Origin of the sequence: Octadecabacter temperatus (genome assembly GCF_001187845.1) — a bacterium.
Lineage (GTDB): Bacteria > Pseudomonadota > Alphaproteobacteria > Rhodobacterales > Rhodobacteraceae > Octadecabacter > Octadecabacter temperatus.
On record NZ_CP012160.1, the window covers coordinates 821,405 to 837,647 of the forward strand.

The window sequence follows — 16,243 nt, forward strand, 5'->3', positions numbered from 1 at the left end:
TGCGGGAAACGGATGATGTGGGTAGCTGATTAACTGATGACCAAGATGGCTCCAGTTCAAAGCGATGCGGATTTGCTTGCGGCCTTTGCAGGCGGTGACCGTAACGCTGCTCTGACACTCACGCAGCGGTTAACGCCGCGTTTGATGGGGCAGGCGTATCGTATGCTCGGGAACCGGGCAGAAGCCGAAGACGTCACGCAAGATGCGATGATGCGGCTTTGGAAGATCGCACCGGAATGGGACGCGGATCGCGCGCTAGTCACCACTTGGCTGTATCGCGTTGTCGCTAACCTTTGTACAGATCGGTTGCGAAAATCGGGTCGGGGTGTCGCGTTAGATGCTATCGAAGAACCCGCAGATGATGCGAAATCGGCCGCAGACAACATGCAGGACACAGCCCGTTCAACGGCGCTGCATGACGCATTGGCGGACCTGCCGGAACGGCAAGCGCAGGCCGTTGCCTTGCGCCACCTAGAAGAACTCGGCAATCCTGAGATTGCCACCATTATGGACACCAACGTGCGCGCCGTTGAAAGTCTGATTGCGCGGGGCAAACGTGCCTTGATCGCGAAACTATCAGGGCGCAAAGAAGAATTGGGGTATGACGATGACAACAGATGATGAAATGCTAGAGGCCGCTTTCGCGCAGGCACGAACGCCTGACATGAAGCCGTCTGAGGCGCTGTTGAACCGGATCATGATGGATGCGGATTCTGTGTCAGCTGTTGCCCCCGAAGCCAAGCGTCCCAAGCAAAAGTTGGGTGCGATGATCCTTGATGCAATCGGTGGTTGGACCGCGTTTGGCGGCTTGGCCACAGCAACGGTTGCCGGTCTGTGGATTGGCGTCGCGCCACCCGCGGCGCTGACGGACCTGTCGGCTGGTATTTGGGGAACAACGATTGAAGTTCCTTTGTTAGAAAGCGATATGTTCGCTGGGTTGGAGGGCTAAAGATGGCCGAAAAGCAAAAGAAATCTGGTCGCCTGCAACGCGGGCTTTTGATCGGATCGTTGGCTTTGAACTTGCTTGTGTTGGGCGTTGTTGCCGGCACTGTATTCACGGGTAACGGGCCTGGCGGTCCGCAACGCGTTGACTTGACTGCAGGCCCATTAACCCGTGCGATGGAGGGTGAGCGCCGCGATGCCGTACGCACAGCCCTGCGTGAAAGTGGTGCGTTTGAGCGTCGCGATCGTTCGGAAATCCGCCAAGATATGCAGGTTTTACTCGCGACCCTGCGGGCGGACGAGTTCGACGAGGTTGCGTTTCGCGACGCGTTGTCGCGTCAACGTGCACGGCTACAATCGGGGCAAAATGCCGTTCTAGATGCGGTCACAGCGCAGATTGAAGAAATGGACTCCGAAGAACGTGCGGCATTCGCAGACCGTTTGGAAGACCAAGCACGTCGTGCGCCGGCCCCACGCAGGCAAAGCAATTAAGCGGCGGACAAGCTGACCTTGTTACGGCCGCCGTTCTTGGCAGCATAAAGTGCGACATCTGCTGCATTTACCAATTCCCCGTGGTTTTCGACAACCTCACCGGTGTCGTTCCCGTCGCTAAGGTAAACGCCAACTGACATTGTCACGCGCACCTCTTGGCGGTCGGGGCCAACGAAAAACGGTGTTCCACCGATCAGTTGGCACAGGCGTTCTGCGGCTTTCTTGGCATGGATGACATCACTGTTTGGGATCGCGACAAGAAACTCTTCACCGCCGATCCGCGCAAGCAGGTCAACGGCGCGTAGGTTTCCCTGCAAACGCTGCGCCGTTTGACGCAAAATTTCATCCCCTGCTGAGTGGCCATAGGTGTCATTCACCGACTTAAAGTGGTCGAGGTCGAGCGCCATGATCGCAAACTGGCGCCCATTCTTGCGGCTTTCGGCGGACAGTCGCGACAAATGCGGCATAGCATAGCGGCGATTGAACAACCCTGTCAGCGGGTCCGTAATGGCGGCTTCTAGGCCGGATTCAACGGTGCGGCGTAGGGCGTCAGCTTCGTGTTTCGCTTGGATCAAAACAGCGCAACGATGCCGGATTTCATCGGCATCGACGGTAGAATAAACGATATCACTGGCCCCAAGGTCCAATGCCATAGCTGCGGCGTGACGCGCATCGGCGGGCAGTAATGCCATAATCCCAGCGTGCCGCGTAGCAGATCGGCTTCGAAGCTCGGATAAGATGCGATAGAGGACCTTGTCATCGGAAAGTCCGGCGCGGAAATCGAGCAGAAAAAGGTCGACGGGATATTGCCGGAGCGTCCCGCGCGTGATGCTTTCGGTTGCAGATGCAGTGATTTGCACGTTTTCTAAGGTCTTTGCCAAGTATCCAAGATCCGGCGCTAACGTGTCACCGTGTGAGGCGACGATCATCTGTGTCGGCGCTGTAAATTCACTGTACGCTTCGGCGAAACCAAGGGCCGTGCGGGTCCCTTCACGCATGCGAAGTTCTTGGCGGGCATCACGGCCGCGCAACAAGCTTCTGATACGGGCTTGCATAATGTGGTCATCAAAGGGTTTCGATAGCACGTCGTCTGCGCCTGCTTCGAGTGCTGCGACGCGGTCATGCGGAGTTGCGAACCCGCCTGTTGCGATGATGGGAATAAGGCTTGCGTGCTCATCGGCCTTAAGTGCAGCGCAAAATGCATGAACCGACTTTGCACCAATAGCTGTGTCCAGCAGAATGAGATCCGGTAGGGACGCGTCGATTTCGGCCTTCGCTTCAGCGAGCGTTTCGCAAAGCCGCACGCGATATTGCGCGCTCAGAAGTTTGACCTTCAGAACAATCCGGTTTGTCGCGACGGCGTCTATGATAAGAATTTCACCAGCCATTCTTGTTTCCTTCAGAGCTTTACCCCAGTCTCCTCGCAAATAGATTTGGCCTTGAATGGTTAAGAAACTCTTTCTGTATTGGTAAATATCCTGAATGACTCCTGAACGCGCAGAACATATTGCCATTTCAGCCCTTGCGTGGCTGGCCGGAAATGATGAGCTTTTGCCTTTATTTCTTGGCTCATCCGGTGCCGCGGCAGAGGATATTCGTGCACAGGCGGAAAACCCCGCTTTCCTGGGTTCGGTGTTGGAATTCCTAACCATGGATGACGCTTGGGTGGTCGCATTTTGTGATGTGAACGCCCTAAAGTATGAAGAACCACTAATGGCGCGTTATGCTTTACCAGGCGCGCAGGTGGTACATTGGACATGACCGTGCAGCAGATCAAAGGCGTAGTTTTCGACAAAGACGGGACCCTGTTTGATTTCAACGCAACTTGGGGCGCATGGGCGCGGGACGTGTTCGTGGCAGAAACCAAGGCCGAACCGTCGCGTCTTGTGGAACTTGCGGATGCGCTTGGGTACGATCTTGATGCTGGACTGTTTCGCCCGGGAAGCCTTGTGATCGCGAGTACTGTTAGTGAGATCGCACAAGCGGCATTGCCTTTTGTTCCAGAAACTTCAGTTGATGCGCTGGTCGATCGCTTTAACGCGGCAGCAATTCTTGCGCCGCAGGTTGAAACAACGGCGCTGGTGCCGTTTTTGACGTCGCTTAAAGACGCGGGATTAAAATTGGGGGTAGCCACGAATGATGGCGAAGCGCCCGCCCGTGCGCATTTGGCAGCGGCACAAACCGAAGCGCTATTCGACTTCATAGTAGGGTCTGATTCCGGATTTGGCGGAAAGCCCGCAGCAGGGCAACTGCATGGGTTTTGTGAGGCGACGGGTCTTGCGGCGCACACCTGCGCAATGGTCGGCGACAGCACCCATGATCTACACGCGGGGCGCGCGGCGGGCATGGCGACTGTTGCGGTTTTGACAGGTGTAGCAGGGCGTGAAGAGCTCGCGCCGCATGCCGACGTTGTCCTGAATTCAATTGCTGAGCTGCCAGAGTGGCTGGGAATCTAGCACGCGGCAAAGTTTGGTTCGCGACAAGATGTGTCGCAAAAGGCAAAACGAAGGGGAGGTAGCGTGTCAGTCTGAAGAGGACCAACAAAGGATATTCCGATGTCTGATGCCGCCCAGCCCCGCCGTCGCCGTTCCGGTGGACGCGCAGCCAATACTGCGAAACGCCAAACCACCGACATAAACCAAATGCCTTGGCGCATTCCTGTGAACACGGACCGCCCAACTGAGCCCCTTGATGGGGATGGTGTGCAGGCTGTTCATGACGGCGCGATGCGCATTCTTGAAGAAATCGGTATCGAGTTTCTGAACCAAGAAGCGATTGCACTGTTCAAGCAGGCGGGCTGCAAGGTCGATGGCACCAACGTCAAAATGGGCCGTGATTGGGTCATGGAGATGATTGGTCAGGCGCCGGAACAATTTGACATCACGCCGCGCAATCCGGATCGCAAAATTACGGTGGGGGGTGGGCATATCTTGTTTGGCAATGTGTCCTCTCCGCCGAATTATTTCGACATGGAAATCGGCAAGAAGGTCAGCGGCAACCGCAAGCAATGTGCGGATCTGTTGCGACTGACACAGCACTTTAATTGCATCCATTTTGCGGGCGGCTATCCGGTGGAACCCGTCGATGTGCATGCATCCGTGCGTCATCTGGATGTGGTGTTTGATAAGATGACGATCAGCGACAAGGTTGCCCATGCGTATAGTTTGGGGAAAGAACGGGTCGAAGACGTCATGAATATGATCCAGATTTCGGGCGGCTGGACGGATGAAGAATTCGAAGCCTCACCCAAGATGTACACCAACATCAACTCTACCTCACCGCTAAAGCATGACGTGCCGATGATTGACGGATGTTTGCGTTGCGTGCGGCGCGGGCAGGCAGTGGTTGTCACACCGTTTACGTTGGCAGGGGCGATGGCGCCTGTGACCATGTCGGGCGCTGTGGCGTTGTCAGTTGCCGAGGCGCTGTCGGCGATTGCGTTGTTCCAATACGTGCGCCCCGGCACGCCATGTGTGATCGGAACGTTTACATCGAACGTTGATATGAAATCGGGTGCGCCTGCGTTTGGCACCCCAGAATACATGCGCGCAACGCAGATGACGGGGCAGATGGCGCGGTTTTACGGGTTGCCACTGCGTTCAAGTGGGTCTTGTGCCGCCAATGTCCCTGATGGGCAAGCCATGTGGGAGACCACCAACGCGCTTTGGGCATCCGTGCAGTCGGGGACCAATATGGTTTACCACGCGGCAGGTTGGTTAGAGGGCGGGCTAATTGCGTCCCCCGAAAAGTTCGTGATGGATTGCGAAGTCTTGCAGATGATCCAGCGATATATGGAACCGGCGGTCACAGCGACTGCGCCCGAAGACATTGCGTTTGATGCAATCAAAGAGGTTGGATCAAACGGACACTTCTTTGGCATCCAACACACGCAAGATCGCTATGAGAACGCGTTTTACTCGCCGTTTGCATCTGACTGGCGCAACTTCGAGGCTTGGGAAGTTGCGGGGGCGGAGTGGACGGCGCAGCGTGCGCACCGGATATTCAAAGAAATCATTCACAATTTTGAAGAACCACCGATGGATGCGGGTATTCGCAGCGAGTTGGATGATTTCGTTGCGCGGCGGAAATCTGAGGGCGGCGCGCCGACGGATTTTTAAGCGCTGTCCCTAGGAATATTTATAAAACAAAGACAATGGGGTAGGGTGCTCCAGCGGATGATCTGGAGCACCTATGTCGATTGAGTTACGCGAGCGGGATTTTGAAGCGTTTTTTGAGGCGCCGTTCAAAGTTTATGGGCGCGATAGCCCGTTTGTTTCGCCCCTAAAGGGTGATTTGAAGCGGTTCTTGTCGGATCGAAACCCACTGGTGTCCGGTGCGGGTGCAGGCGCGTTGACTTATTTTACCACGCATCGGGATGGGGCTGTTGTTGGGCGAATAACGGCGCATGAACATGGCGCCTCGAACCGGTTGCACGGGGTTAAGCGCGGATATTTCGGTTATTTTGATTGCGGCGATGATGTTGAGGCGGCGGCTGCGCTTCTTGGGGCAGCTGAGGCGTGGTGCCGTGCGCGCGGGTTAACCGAGATCGCGGGAAACTTTAACCTGACGGCGATGCAGCAGATTGGCATTGTGACGGAGGGATTTGAACATGCGCCATACCTTGATCAGACGTGGTCGCCGCCGCACATCGCGCGATTGCTAGCCGAGAACGGATATGAACCGAGTTTCCCGATGGCCACGATGGAGGTGCGCAACCTGCAAGATGCGCCTGATATGGGCATTGGGCCGAAACAGCAGGCGGTGCTGGATAATCGCGACTTTACCTTTGCGCCGATCAATCGACGGACCATCACGCAGCGCATCGAAGAGGCGCGGCTGATTTTGAATGCATCTTTCGCTGACAATCCGATGTTCGTTCCGGTGAGTGCCGAGGAGTTCAATTTTCAAGCCAAAGATATGAAATGGGTGATGGACAAGCGCATCTCGGCAGTGCTGCATCATAAGGGCAAACCTGCTGGCTGCATCATTTGTGTGCCCGATTTGAACCCGTTTTTACGGCGTATCCGCTCGCGCTTTGGGCTGTCGACGCCATGGCATTTCTTGCGGCATCGGATGACCAACACCCGTGCGATTGTGATTTTTGCGGGCATCATGCCCGAGCTTCAGGGGCAGGGGATTAACCCTGTTATCCTGCGACATGTGATGATGAATGCGAAGGCAGCGGGATATACTGAGGTGGGCAATACGTGGATCGCAGACGTGAACCCGATGAGCCTTGCCCAAGCAGAGAAAGCGGGCAGTAGCCGTATGCACCGGCTACATATTTTCGGGAAAACGCTTTAATCGGCGCGGTTAAGCGTCGGTATCCATCCAGATGGTCACTGGGCCGTCGTTAACCAAAGACACCGCCATATCCGCGCCGAATTGACCCGTTTGTGTTGGGATCAACGCGCCCATTTCAGCGGCAAAAGCCTCGTACAGGCGTTCACCGTCTTGCGGGGCGGCAGCTGCGGAAAAGCCAGGGCGGTTTCCACGAGACGTATCCGCAGCCAAGGTGAACTGGCTAACAACCAGTGCTTCGCCGCCAATATCAGCGACCGAGCGGTTCATCCGGCCCTCATTGTCTTTGAATATCCGAAGTTTGGAGATCTTGGCCGCGAGTTTGGCGGGCATATCATCGGTATCGCCCTGCATCGCGCAGATCAGCACCAAAACACCCGCGCCGCATTCACCTACCAGCGCGCCGTCAACATTGACCTGTGCGGATTGAACCCGCTGGATCAGCGCCCTCAAAGTCCGAGTTCTGCGGCTGTTGGCGGGTTTGCCCCCGCTCGCGACACGGTAACCGCCGCCACGCGCACGCCGAGATGTAGGGCCTCGCGGATTTCTTCTGCAGTCAGATTTGCGATACGCGCTTTGCTAAGGCATCCCAAACGATCCAAACCCGCCAAGGTGCCAGAATTAAACGTGTCGCCAGCGCCGACCGTATCCACCACTTCGGCACGTTCAGACGGCACGAATACTTCGTGATTGGCGGTGTAGCCTGTCACGCCGTCGGCCCCTTGCGTGATGCAAACCAGTTTAGCGCCCTTGGCGACCAAGCCACGGGCCAGTTCCGCCAAATCGCCTTCGCCTTCCAGCCAATGCAGGTCTTCATCGCTGAGTTTGATGATATCTGCAGCGGCCATCATGCGATCGATCCGCTTGCGATAGGCCACGACGTCTTTGATGAAAGACGGGCGAATGTTGGGATCAATCATGGTGACACGGCGCGGAGATTCGCGCAGCATCAACGCTTCATAGACGTCACCACATCCGTTGCCGACCAAGGAAATGCCACCAAAAAACAAAGCGTTAGCCTCTATTTCGGGTGCCGCTGCCAAGGTGCGCATGGCTGAGTTTTCATCGTAGAATGCGTAAGTTGCCTGACCGTCGACAAGTTTCACAAATGCCACCGTGCAGGGCGCAACCATGCGTGGGGATGGCGTGTGATCCACGTTGCTTGCGTCCAATGCGCCGCGCAGGATGTCACCAAGGAAATCCGCCGACATGCCGCAGAAAAACTGCGCGTCGACACCCAACCGTCCAAGGCCGATGGCAGTGTTGAAAACCGCGCCACCAGGGTAGGGTGCAAAGCAATCCTCTCCGTCGGTGCTTTCGCGCGGTAACATATCAATCAGGGCTTCGCCGCAGGCCAGAATCATAACGTATCCTTTCGTTTGGCCGTGCTTCTATCACTGACTGTTAGCGATAACAAACCCGATGCACCCAGCGATAATCAAACCAATAAAGATGGCAAATGCGATCTTTATGGCTGAGAATGGGCGCTCTCCTTGAACACGGCCCGTACGCCCGTTCACGACAAAACGGTACGTGCGGCCGCGATACTTATACGCGGCCATCCAAACGGGTAGGAGCACGTGTTTGAACGTCAGTGTGCCGATCTTGGTATCCACGTTTGAGACCTGCTGTGCATCGCCACCGATGTCGAATTTCACATCACGGTGGATGACACGATCCATATACTGGCGGGCATCTTTGAAGGCTTCTTCAAGCTCGATTGTGTACCCTTCGGCGCGGAAACCAGCGAGATATTCAGGCTGGTAAGGTTCCATCGCGGACAGGTCCCACGGTTCCAGTGCTTCGGTGTATTTCTTGGGAAGGGATTTGGACCCTAACACCAGCACGTCATCAAAAAACCGCGCTACACGGCCTGAAACGTGGCGCCAACGCGTCTTTCGCACACGAACCTGTTCACGTTTGCCGTTGCGGGTGACGGTTTTGGTTTCGTAGTAATGGGTTCCGCGCTGGCCTGAGTATTTGGACTTGGTATCAGCATCGAACGTCCAATAGGGGACGTAGATACCCGACAACGTGCGCCCCTTTCGCGCGTATTCCTTAAGGCCGTTCGGAGCGAACCAAAGGCTGCCAAGCCAGTTGGTCATTTTCAGGCGTGCGGCACGTTCATCTAACGCGAAGGGCAACAGTCCTTTGGGTTTGATGTGTCGATGCAGCCCTGTGTCGGTGACCACTGGCGTTGCGCAAAACGGGCATTCGGCGGAATGCACGCTTTCGTCAAACTCGGTCTGCGCGCCACAGTTGGGGCAGGACACAACGCGCGTTTCTTCGATCTCGGATTCTGGCATGTCGCCCGAGACGGCATTTCGAAAGTCAAGTTCTTGCAACGAGCCACCGCGCCATAGCCCATCGCCAATCGCGTGGGTGTTGCCGCAATGATCGCAGATCAACTGGTTCTCACCCGGATCAAACCGCAGGTCGGCCCCGCATTGATCACAAGGAAAGCGGTGCTCATCGGCGGGGGCTATCTGCTCAAGATTCTCCATGAGCTAAAGATAGCCGTGAAACACCTGAGGCGCCATAATCCGCAACGCATTGTCACGTAGATTTATGAGGGGAATTTCAGACATTCTCGTTGAAACGGCTCAGCAGTAAAGGCATCAGCCCTTCGCGCCACGCTTTCGGGGACACCATCCCGTTCGACATGCCACCGTTTTCGCGGCGCAGGGTCGTTACGCCAACAAAATCGTCACTTTCATCAAGGTGCTGCCCGACAATTTCGAAATAGTCCTGCGCCAGTTGTGCAGCGAATTGATCGGCTGTGTCAGGTAAACCGCGTAAGATCATGCGCTGCTTTATCGCGTCCCAAAGCAGTGGATCACCGCGCAGGCCCCAACGGGTCTGCACGGTGGAAAATATACGTTCTATGTCGCCTGAGGACATTAAGCGCCTGGGGGTGGTGGAGGCGACACAGTGAACAGTTTCGCCAGTTCGTCGACCTCATCTGCGGTCTTCCAGCCGTCTTGCCCTTGGGTCCATACATGGGTTTCGCGGGTTAACGCACCTTCAGCCGCCATGCGTCCAAGCGCGGCTTTGGAAAAGGGGCCTTTGGTCTTGCCGTCGTCGGCGATGTGCCAGACGTTTTCGACGGGCGGTGGTGGGGGTGCAGCGGCGGCAGGTGCGGCTGATTGTGCCCACGGATTTGCCATCTGCTGCGCCATCGCCATGCCCATGCCTGCGCCCATACCAGCACCCATCGCGCCGGATGCTTCGCCACCCGACCGCAGCGCTTCTGCGGCGGCGTATTTCATATGCGCATCAAGATCACCCGTCAGGCCGCGGGATGTGCGTGTGTCTAAAGCAGCCTCGACTGCTGGTGGTAGGCTGATGTTTTCAATGTACAATTCAGGAATGCTGAGACCGTAAGCCGCAACCGTTTCGGAAATTGCACCCGCGATCAGCTTGCCAAGGTCGGCGGTGTTTGCGGCCATATCCAGAACCGGAATACCGGACGCTGCGATCGTGCGGGTGAAGGCCTGAACGATGATGTTGCGGATCTGGTAGCTGATCTCGTCCATCGTGAATTCGCCGTCCGTGCCCACGATTTCGCGCAGGAACGTGGCAGGGTCGGAGACCTTAACCGAATAAGTACCAAACGCGCGAATGCGGGTTGGGCCAAATTCAGGGTCGCGCAGCATGATCGGGTTTTTCGTACCCCACTTGAGGTCATTAAACCGCGTTGTGTTGACGTAATAGATTTCCGATTTGAACGGTGATTTGAACCCGTGATCCCAATGCTGCAACGTCGTCATGATCGGCATGTTGTTGGTTTCAAGCATATAAAGGCCCGGCGTGAACACGTCCGCCAGCTGACCTTCATGAACGAATACAGCGGCTTGGCCTTCGCGGACCGTCAGCTTGGCACCGTACTTGATTTCATGGTCTTCACGTTCAAACCGCCACACCATCGTGTCGCGGGTGTCGTCTGTCCAATGAATGACGTCAATAAATTCGCCAGTGAGAAAATCGAGAATGCCCATGTTGGGTCTCCTTAGTCAGATGTGTTCAGTATTCGTTTAACTTGGCCCAGAGTTCGTCAATTCAGTCGCGATTACCCGCGCAATGGGGGCGGCTTCTGCGGCAGCCATCCCAGTCTGCAGACGATCATCATAGAGCATTTTTAGCAGCAGTTCATCGTGGGTGGTCAGCAGGCCAAATTCTTCGTCGTCGTTGAAAATACTCGGCCGCGCTTGCGGACTGTCGTTGGCGAGGCCAAGGCCCTGCGCCAATTCTTCGTGGATACAAGACAGGCGCATCAGGTCGGGGTGCTCGCCACGGATCAGCGCAACGGCCTGTGAATATTGTGGTTTTCCGTCTTGGGAAAACGCCAAGACCAGACACAGTGTGTCGCGAGGGACGTCTAGGAATGCGCGCACGCTGGAGTCGTCAATTCCAGGGACGAGGGCACGTAGTTCGCCCTCAAATCCCAGACGGTCGTCTTCGTTCAGGATAAGCACGTGGAAATTGGGATCCGTGTCGTTCATCGACATCGGCTGGCCGGACACCCGCGCCAAACGGGACACGTAGTTGCGCACGTTTTGGCTATCCTCAAGGCGTTGGTCTTCGGGGACCGTGGCACCAAATTGCACCGTGAAGTTCACGGGCTTTTCCCAGCGGCGCAAACGGCTGATGGTTGGCTGTGCGCGCAGGCCGGTCGGTGTCATGACGAATTCGTCAAACAGCGCGATGCGCACGAAATTTCGGGCAAGCATGGTGTCGGTAAATGTCGTATCCGGCCCGCCGCCATCGGTGCGTAAAAGCCCACGGGTTCTGAGGTCGTTTTCAACGCGGCGAAAGTGGGTCGCCAGTTCGATGCTTGTGGCAGAGCGTTCATCCACCGGTCGCAGCTCAATCGGGGGCAAGGGAAGGGGTTCGGGTGTAACCGCAGGGCGTATCTCTGGCGTAACAGAGGTTTCAATACTGTCGGCAGGGTCACAGGCGGCAAGCGACAATAGGGCCAAAAGCCCTACTGCCGTCTTGAAGATGCCGCCTGTGTTTGCTGTCAATTATTCGGATCCTGCAGCGGAACCGATGTTGTGGCCGGACGCAGTGCCGCGTGCTTTGGCTGCGGACAATGTCGCCTTGAGTTCGGCTTCCATGTTCTTCAGCTCAACTTCGGCTTCAGCGCGCTTGCGCTTGCCTTCATCAGCAATCTGCAGGCTTTCCTCAATCGTACCGATCAGGTCAGCGTTGGCCTTCTTGATAGCTTCGATGTCGAACACGCCGCGTTCCATTTCGGTGCGGATCATCTTGTTGGCAGAGCGCAGGTTTTCCGCGTTGGCTGTCAGCAATTCGTTTGTCAGATCGTTGGCTTCGCGCACGGCAACAGCAGCTTCAGCAGAGCGTTGGATCGTTACGGCCTGCGCCAACTGTGTTTCCCACAGTGGAACTGTGTTGATCAGCGTAGAGTTGATCTTGGTCACGAGGGATTTGTCGTTTTCCTGAACCAAACGGATGGACGGCAAGGACTGCATTGTCACCTGACGTGTCAGCTTAAGGTCGTGAACACGGCGTTCCAGATCATCGCGTGCTGCACGCAAATCACGAAGTTCTTGTGCCATCATCACGCCTTTCTCTTCAGACGCTTTGGCAACTTTCGCTTCCTTAGCTGGGATGGTTTTGGAATCCATTTCAGTCAGCTTTGCTTCACCAGCCGCAATGTAGAGGCCCAGTTCATCATAAAAGCTGAGCGTTTTGTCGTACAGAACATCAAGGCTTTCGATGTCTTTCAACAGCACATGCTCGTGCTTCAAAAGATCGTCGGTGACGTTATCAATCTGGCCTTGAACAGTTTCGAACTTCGCGGCGAACTTTGCAGCAGGGGCCATACGACCCAGAAGGCGTTCCCACCAGCTGCGCTTGCGGCGCACGTCGAGTTCGGAAACGTTAAAGCCGCGAATGGTTGTCACGATCTCACGCAAGCTATCGCCAGCAGGACCAACGTCCTTGTTGCGCACGCCTTGCAGCATGGACTGGGAGATTTCCTGCAATTCAGCCTGTGCGGATGACCCGAACGAGATAATGGAATTCGTGTCTTCCATATTCAGTTCTTTCATCCGCTTATTGATCGCGGTTGTTGTCGTCTTGTTGGCGGCTTCCAACGTGACGAGTTCGTTTTTTGGTTCCGCCAAAATCACAGCAGTGACTTTTTCGACAGATTTAAGGCTCGCTTGTGCGGCCTCCATGTTTTTTGCGACTGTGTCAGACATATTTGTCCCCCTATGTAGTGGCCTGTTTATAGGCCTTCGCGCTGCAAACGATCGCGCAGCACTTTGATTTCAATATCCATGTCGCTGCGGTCATCGAGCAACATCTTGTCTGTTCGTGCGGCGAAATTCTGCTCAAGATCGGTGAGCAGGCTTTCGAACTCAGTACGGGCACCTTCATTGCGATCACGCTTATAAAGGTCAGCAAACTTCGCTGCCGCATCCCGCGCACCCATCAAGTAAACGCCCAAGAACTTGCGCGCGCCTGTCAGGTCACGCGGGTCTTCTTCCACGGTGCGGATCATGCGACGTGCCGTTGCTTGAAACTGCGCGGTCCGGGTTTCGAGATGGCGATCGCCGATGGTGTCGATGTGGTCCTTCATAGACGCAAGATGCGCCTCGGCCTCATCCACCACTTTGGCAACGCGATCCTGTTGGAAGGTATCAATCCCCTCCATGCGTTTGTCGCGCATCGGGTCCATGCCAAAGGCCGTGATGTGCAAGCCAGCGGCGACAATGCCATAAAGAGCGGCCGCCAAAACGCTAGGATCATTGGACAAAGACGCCATTGTGATGCCGGCGCCCGTAAGGACGGATCCCAACAACTTGCGCGGTAAAACAGGCTTTCGCGCCACTTTGCGCAGATCATAGGCCGCTGCAGCCTTCAGCCCGTCACGTGTTAGCCAAGCGGCCAATGTCAGCACAGCCGCGCCGCCCAAACCAAGCAGCAAATTCAACGCACCCTCATTCAGCGACAGGAATGCCAAAATAATGCCAGGAATAAATAGAATGTTCGCTTTGGCACCCGCCGCCGTAACGCGACGTTCATCAACAACGGCTTCGCGAATGCCACCCGTCTCAGACCCATCAGGGCTGAACTTGCCACCAAACTTCTTAGCCATGTCTACAGCCCCCCAAGCCAGCCGGTCACAACACCAAGCATCAGCAGGATGAGCAAGATATACGAAATCATTTTCACAGTATCAGGCAAGCGCGCCTCCACGTTTCGCCAATGGCAAGGTTACAGCAAACACAAAACACATGAAACGTCCCCAAAGACTTAGATAAAACAGTCGCAACAACCATGCACACCACAACCACAGGGGCAAGGGTCATCTACGGGGCGTTTTCCCCGTTGAACCTGTGGACTTCGCCTTCGCCGAGGCGTTGGTGCCGCGTTTTGGCGGTGGGCGTTTGCCCTTTGTGTTGCGCTTAACCATCGACGGTTTGGGCGTCTCGCGCAGGCCCATTTGGTCGCGCACAATGCGTTGTTTTACTTCCTCAACTGCCCCTGGCTTCAGGGTGCCAAGTTGAAACGGCCCGTATGAAATGCGCAGCAAGCGGTTCACGACCACACCCATGGCTTCCATCAGGCGGCGAATTTCGCGGTTCTTTCCTTCGCGTAACCCCATCGTCAGCCACGCGTTTGCGCCTTGTTGGCGGTCAAATTTCACCTCAACCGGCGCGTATTCGACCCCATCAACGGTAATGCCATTGCGTAGCTCATCCAGCTTGGCTTCAGACAATGACCCTTTGATGCGCACGCGATACCGACGCAGCCAACCTGTTGCAGGCAATTCCATCGTGCGCTTCAGCTCACCATCGTTGGTCAGCAGCAACAGACCCTCAGATGCGATATCAAGACGTCCGACAGACATCACACGGGGCATTTCTGCCGGCATGGCGTCAAAGACGGTCTTGCGGCCTTTTTCATCGCGCTCTGTCGTCACCAAGCCCGCGGGCTTGTGATACAGCCAGATGCGCGGGGCTTCAGGTTCCGCAAGTGGTTTGTTGTCCACAACGATCCGGTCGCGCTCGGTGACGTTCAATGCGGGTGACGTGATAACGACCCCGTTCACCTGCACGCGGCCGGCTTCGATAATGGCTTCGGCTCCGCGGCGGCTGGCGACGCCGGCACGTGCGAGAACTTTGGCGATGCGATCGCCAGATGGTGTTGGTTTTTCAGTCATCCCTTGGCCCTAGTCCCTCAGGCGGGCTTAGGCAACGGGCTTTCGCCCCGAAACGGAGGTCGCGCAGCCAAAGAAATGCCGATGATATGTCACCTCAAGACCCACATCGCGCATCGCTTGGGCAAAGCCTTCGCAATTCCCGAACCGTTTGGAATAGGGGCCGACCATGCTGAAATCTTCGGCCCCATTTAGGAATAGCTTTTCCACCAACGGAACAACGCGGTCCATGTAGAACCTGAAAAACGGACGCAGCAGCCAACCCTTGGGGTCTGACGCCTCAATCAAAGAAAACGCGCCACCGGGTTTTAAGAGCCGCGCCACTTGCTGGGCCAAAATGACGTGCTGTTCATCGTTGAACGTCTTTAACCCGAACGTAGATACCACCACATCCGCCATCCCATCGGGCAGGGGGGTGGTGAGGGCATTGGCCTCCAAATGCGTTATCTTTTCGGCCCGTTCACTATGTAAGACCTCAAGGGCATGCACATGCATTTGGTGCGAAATGTCGATCGCGGTGATCTCGGCATCGGGGAAACGCGCCAGAACATGGGGCCAAATCTCACCGGTGCCGGCCATCAAATCGACCACCACTTTGGGGTGCGTCACTGGCAACTGGCGCACCGCCGCGCGCCGCCAACGGTTCACAAATCCAAACGAACTAACATTGCTCCACCAACGGTAATTCCCTGCACAGCGGTCAAAAAGTGCGGCAACATCGGCGGGGTCATAGGACGGATCATCACTCATACCTGCACGCTACCCCGCTCAATTCTAAAGAGAAACACCCATTTTCTTTGGCTCGAAAATACTCAAATCCAACACTTGCCAAACCCACCTTCATCGGCCCATCAAAGCACATGACTTTCCGCACCCACATGGACGCCGCCTTGGATGAGGCCAAATCTGCCGCCACCCGCGGCGAAGTACCTGTGGGCGCGGTCGTGGTCTCCCCTACTGGTGAGGTCATTGCCACTGCGGGAAACAGAACACGTGAGCTGAATGACCCGACAGCACATGCCGAAATCCTCGCGATCCGAGCGGCTTGCGAAGCGCTTGGGCAAGAACGCCTGACGGGGCATGACCTATACGTCACGCTTGAACCTTGCCCGATGTGTGCCTCGGCGATCTCAAACGCCCGCATCGCACGCCTTTATTACGGGGCTGCGGACCCGAAATCCGGCGGCGTGGCCCAAGGCCCGCGCATCTTTGCGCAGCCCCAATGCCACCACGCCCCTGAAGTCTATGACGGGCTTTCGGCGCAAGCATCCGAAGAGCTGCTTAAGACGTTCTTTGCTGCAAAACGCCAAGGCTAGC

19 protein-coding genes are annotated in these 16,243 nt (G+C 56.0%); 8 read left to right on the forward strand and 11 right to left on the reverse strand.

Annotation, left to right across the window (positions count from 1 at the left end; translation table 11 throughout):
- The first annotated feature begins 36 nt into the window (after positions 1 to 36).
- The 3 genes from OSB_RS04275 to OSB_RS04285 are packed head-to-tail and all read left to right on the forward strand — an operon-like array spanning position 37 to position 1,434.
- Positions 37 to 621 (forward strand): sigma-70 family RNA polymerase sigma factor, encoded by a 585-nt coding sequence (locus OSB_RS04275; protein WP_049833820.1) that lies wholly within the window; start codon positions 37 to 39, stop codon positions 619 to 621.
- The gene (locus tag OSB_RS04280) at positions 602 to 949 is read left to right on the forward strand and encodes a hypothetical protein (RefSeq protein ID WP_234967345.1); all 348 of its coding nucleotides are present in this window, start codon (positions 602 to 604) and stop codon (positions 947 to 949) included. The genes OSB_RS04275 and OSB_RS04280 overlap by 20 nt, the downstream gene beginning before the upstream one ends.
- Positions 950 to 951: 2 nt before the next feature.
- Positions 952 to 1,434, forward strand: a complete 483-nt coding sequence (locus tag OSB_RS04285; RefSeq protein ID WP_049833821.1) for a periplasmic heavy metal sensor — start codon at positions 952 to 954, stop codon at positions 1,432 to 1,434.
- Here the strand turns inward: OSB_RS04285 and OSB_RS04290 are convergent.
- Positions 1,431 to 2,822 (reverse strand): diguanylate cyclase, encoded by a 1,392-nt coding sequence (locus OSB_RS04290; RefSeq protein WP_049833822.1) that lies wholly within the window; start codon positions 2,820 to 2,822, stop codon positions 1,431 to 1,433. The two genes, OSB_RS04285 and OSB_RS04290, sit on opposite strands and share 4 nt — an antisense overlap.
- Before the next feature lie 94 nt (positions 2,823 to 2,916).
- On the opposite strand from OSB_RS04290, the gene OSB_RS04295 reads away from it, so the two are divergent.
- The 4 genes from OSB_RS04295 (at position 2,917) to OSB_RS04310 (ending at position 6,738) form a co-directional block, all read left to right on the forward strand.
- On the forward strand, positions 2,917 to 3,195 hold the full coding sequence (locus OSB_RS04295) for a DUF3572 domain-containing protein (protein ID WP_049833823.1): 279 nt from the start codon (positions 2,917 to 2,919) through the stop codon (positions 3,193 to 3,195).
- A complete protein-coding gene (locus OSB_RS04300; protein ID WP_049833824.1) occupies positions 3,192 to 3,890 on the forward strand; it encodes an HAD family hydrolase in 699 nt (232 codons plus the stop codon). Before OSB_RS04295 ends, OSB_RS04300 begins: the two co-directional genes overlap by 4 nt.
- A gap of 99 nt (positions 3,891 to 3,989) precedes the next feature.
- Complete coding sequence (locus OSB_RS04305) at positions 3,990 to 5,552, forward strand: trimethylamine methyltransferase family protein (RefSeq protein WP_049833825.1); 1,563 nt, start codon at positions 3,990 to 3,992, stop codon at positions 5,550 to 5,552.
- 73 nt (positions 5,553 to 5,625) lie between these two features.
- Positions 5,626 to 6,738, forward strand: a complete 1,113-nt coding sequence (locus OSB_RS04310) for a hypothetical protein (RefSeq protein WP_049833826.1) — start codon at positions 5,626 to 5,628, stop codon at positions 6,736 to 6,738.
- 9 nt (positions 6,739 to 6,747) lie between these two features.
- Here OSB_RS04310 and dtd read toward each other — a convergent pair whose 3' ends face one another.
- From dtd to OSB_RS04360, 10 genes are all read right to left on the reverse strand, one after another.
- Positions 6,748 to 7,188: a D-aminoacyl-tRNA deacylase gene (dtd, locus tag OSB_RS04315; protein WP_049833827.1), complete on the reverse strand. Its 441-nt coding sequence runs from the start codon at positions 7,186 to 7,188 to the stop codon at positions 6,748 to 6,750.
- Positions 7,185 to 8,099 (reverse strand): carbohydrate kinase family protein, encoded by a 915-nt coding sequence (locus OSB_RS04320; protein ID WP_049833828.1) that lies wholly within the window; start codon positions 8,097 to 8,099, stop codon positions 7,185 to 7,187. Before OSB_RS04320 ends, dtd begins: the two co-directional genes overlap by 4 nt.
- A 30-nt stretch (positions 8,100 to 8,129) precedes the next feature.
- On the reverse strand, positions 8,130 to 9,239 hold the full coding sequence (locus OSB_RS04325) for a TFIIB-type zinc finger domain-containing protein (RefSeq protein WP_049833829.1): 1,110 nt from the start codon (positions 9,237 to 9,239) through the stop codon (positions 8,130 to 8,132).
- 76 nt (positions 9,240 to 9,315) lie between these two features.
- Complete coding sequence (locus tag OSB_RS04330; RefSeq protein ID WP_049833830.1) at positions 9,316 to 9,636, reverse strand: hypothetical protein; 321 nt, start codon at positions 9,634 to 9,636, stop codon at positions 9,316 to 9,318.
- A complete protein-coding gene (locus tag OSB_RS04335; RefSeq protein ID WP_049833831.1) occupies positions 9,636 to 10,733 on the reverse strand; it encodes an SPFH domain-containing protein in 1,098 nt (365 codons plus the stop codon). The genes OSB_RS04330 and OSB_RS04335 overlap by 1 nt, the downstream gene beginning before the upstream one ends.
- A gap of 36 nt (positions 10,734 to 10,769) precedes the next feature.
- The gene (locus OSB_RS04340; RefSeq protein WP_234967346.1) at positions 10,770 to 11,759 is read right to left on the reverse strand and encodes a DUF2927 domain-containing protein; all 990 of its coding nucleotides are present in this window, start codon (positions 11,757 to 11,759) and stop codon (positions 10,770 to 10,772) included.
- A complete protein-coding gene (locus OSB_RS04345; RefSeq protein ID WP_049833832.1) occupies positions 11,760 to 12,962 on the reverse strand; it encodes a toxic anion resistance protein in 1,203 nt (400 codons plus the stop codon).
- A 26-nt stretch (positions 12,963 to 12,988) separates the two neighbouring features.
- Positions 12,989 to 13,861, reverse strand: a complete 873-nt coding sequence (locus tag OSB_RS04350; protein WP_049833833.1) for a 5-bromo-4-chloroindolyl phosphate hydrolysis family protein — start codon at positions 13,859 to 13,861, stop codon at positions 12,989 to 12,991.
- Between the two features lie 210 nt (positions 13,862 to 14,071).
- Complete coding sequence (locus tag OSB_RS04355) at positions 14,072 to 14,929, reverse strand: pseudouridine synthase (RefSeq protein ID WP_049833834.1); 858 nt, start codon at positions 14,927 to 14,929, stop codon at positions 14,072 to 14,074.
- A gap of 27 nt (positions 14,930 to 14,956) precedes the next feature.
- On the reverse strand, positions 14,957 to 15,676 hold the full coding sequence (locus OSB_RS04360; RefSeq protein WP_049833835.1) for a class I SAM-dependent methyltransferase: 720 nt from the start codon (positions 15,674 to 15,676) through the stop codon (positions 14,957 to 14,959).
- Between the two features lie 110 nt (positions 15,677 to 15,786).
- Here OSB_RS04360 and OSB_RS04365 point away from each other — a divergent pair, with 110 nt between their 5' ends.
- A complete protein-coding gene (locus OSB_RS04365; protein WP_049833836.1) occupies positions 15,787 to 16,242 on the forward strand; it encodes a nucleoside deaminase in 456 nt (151 codons plus the stop codon).
- Position 16,243: the final 1 nt, after the last annotated feature.

What these genes read in the sequence shown, in the direction of transcription:
- OSB_RS04335 (WP_049833831.1), bottom strand. Translation starts at nt 10,733, where the DNA reads ATGGGCATTCTCGATTTTCTCACTGGCGAATTTATTGACGTCATTCAT.
- OSB_RS04295 (WP_049833823.1), top strand. Translation starts at nt 2,917, where the DNA reads ATGACTCCTGAACGCGCAGAACATATTGCCATTTCAGCCCTTGCGTGG.
- OSB_RS04290 (WP_049833822.1), bottom strand. Translation starts at nt 2,822, where the DNA reads ATGGCTGGTGAAATTCTTATCATAGACGCCGTCGCGACAAACCGGATT.
- OSB_RS04275 (WP_049833820.1), top strand. Translation starts at nt 37, where the DNA reads ATGACCAAGATGGCTCCAGTTCAAAGCGATGCGGATTTGCTTGCGGCC.
- OSB_RS04300 (WP_049833824.1), top strand. Translation starts at nt 3,192, where the DNA reads ATGACCGTGCAGCAGATCAAAGGCGTAGTTTTCGACAAAGACGGGACC.
- OSB_RS04330 (WP_049833830.1), bottom strand. Translation starts at nt 9,636, where the DNA reads ATGTCCTCAGGCGACATAGAACGTATATTTTCCACCGTGCAGACCCGT.
- OSB_RS04365 (WP_049833836.1), top strand. Translation starts at nt 15,787, where the DNA reads ATGACTTTCCGCACCCACATGGACGCCGCCTTGGATGAGGCCAAATCT.
- OSB_RS04310 (WP_049833826.1), top strand. Translation starts at nt 5,626, where the DNA reads ATGTCGATTGAGTTACGCGAGCGGGATTTTGAAGCGTTTTTTGAGGCG.
- OSB_RS04280 (WP_234967345.1), top strand. Translation starts at nt 602, where the DNA reads ATGACGATGACAACAGATGATGAAATGCTAGAGGCCGCTTTCGCGCAG.
- OSB_RS04350 (WP_049833833.1), bottom strand. Translation starts at nt 13,861, where the DNA reads ATGGCTAAGAAGTTTGGTGGCAAGTTCAGCCCTGATGGGTCTGAGACG.
- OSB_RS04360 (WP_049833835.1), bottom strand. Translation starts at nt 15,676, where the DNA reads ATGAGTGATGATCCGTCCTATGACCCCGCCGATGTTGCCGCACTTTTT.
- OSB_RS04325 (WP_049833829.1), bottom strand. Translation starts at nt 9,239, where the DNA reads ATGGAGAATCTTGAGCAGATAGCCCCCGCCGATGAGCACCGCTTTCCT.
- OSB_RS04320 (WP_049833828.1), bottom strand. Translation starts at nt 8,099, where the DNA reads ATGATTCTGGCCTGCGGCGAAGCCCTGATTGATATGTTACCGCGCGAA.
- OSB_RS04305 (WP_049833825.1), top strand. Translation starts at nt 3,990, where the DNA reads ATGTCTGATGCCGCCCAGCCCCGCCGTCGCCGTTCCGGTGGACGCGCA.
- OSB_RS04345 (WP_049833832.1), bottom strand. Translation starts at nt 12,962, where the DNA reads ATGTCTGACACAGTCGCAAAAAACATGGAGGCCGCACAAGCGAGCCTT.
- OSB_RS04355 (WP_049833834.1), bottom strand. Translation starts at nt 14,929, where the DNA reads ATGACTGAAAAACCAACACCATCTGGCGATCGCATCGCCAAAGTTCTC.
- OSB_RS04285 (WP_049833821.1), top strand. Translation starts at nt 952, where the DNA reads ATGGCCGAAAAGCAAAAGAAATCTGGTCGCCTGCAACGCGGGCTTTTG.